Annotated in this window: 1 protein-coding gene; it reads left to right on the top strand. The window is 68.0% G+C overall.

Going from position 1 to position 500, the window contains the following annotated elements:
* On the top strand, positions 1–500 hold a 500-nt coding region (locus A5698_RS10845; protein WP_502688906.1), incomplete at both ends, for an ATP-dependent DNA ligase.

Raw genomic sequence — 500 nt, 5'->3', positions numbered from 1 at the left:
TCGATCTGCTTCCGCGACGGCGATGAGGTCGAGTTCGGCAGCCGCAACGAACGCCCGCTGACCCGCTACTTCCCCGATGTCGTCGAGGCGGTGCGCGACGAGCTGGCGCCGCGATGCGTGCTGGACGGTGAGATCGTCGTCCCCCGCGAATTCGGCGGACGCACCCGGCTGGACTGGGAGTCGCTGAGCCAGCGCATTCATCCCGCTGCCAGCCGCATCAAGATGCTGTCGGAGCAGACGCCCGCGCACTTCATCGGCTTCGACGCACTCGCGTCCGGCGACACCTCACTGCTCAAGCAGCCGTTCCGGATCCGCCGCGAGGCACTCCTCGACGCGGTGACCGAGAAGCAGTGGTGCCACGTCACCCGAACCACTGAGGATCCCCAGCTCGCGGTGCAGTGGCTGGCGGAGTTCGAGGGTGCCGGCCTCGACGGCGTGATCGCCAAGCGGCTGGACGGCCCGTATCTGCCCGGCAAGCGCGAGATGGTCAAGGTCAAGCA

Source organism: Mycobacterium sp. E136, from assembly GCF_001666865.1.
Lineage (GTDB): Bacteria > Actinomycetota > Actinomycetes > Mycobacteriales > Mycobacteriaceae > Mycobacterium.
This window is presented reverse-complemented; position numbering and strand designations above follow the sequence as displayed.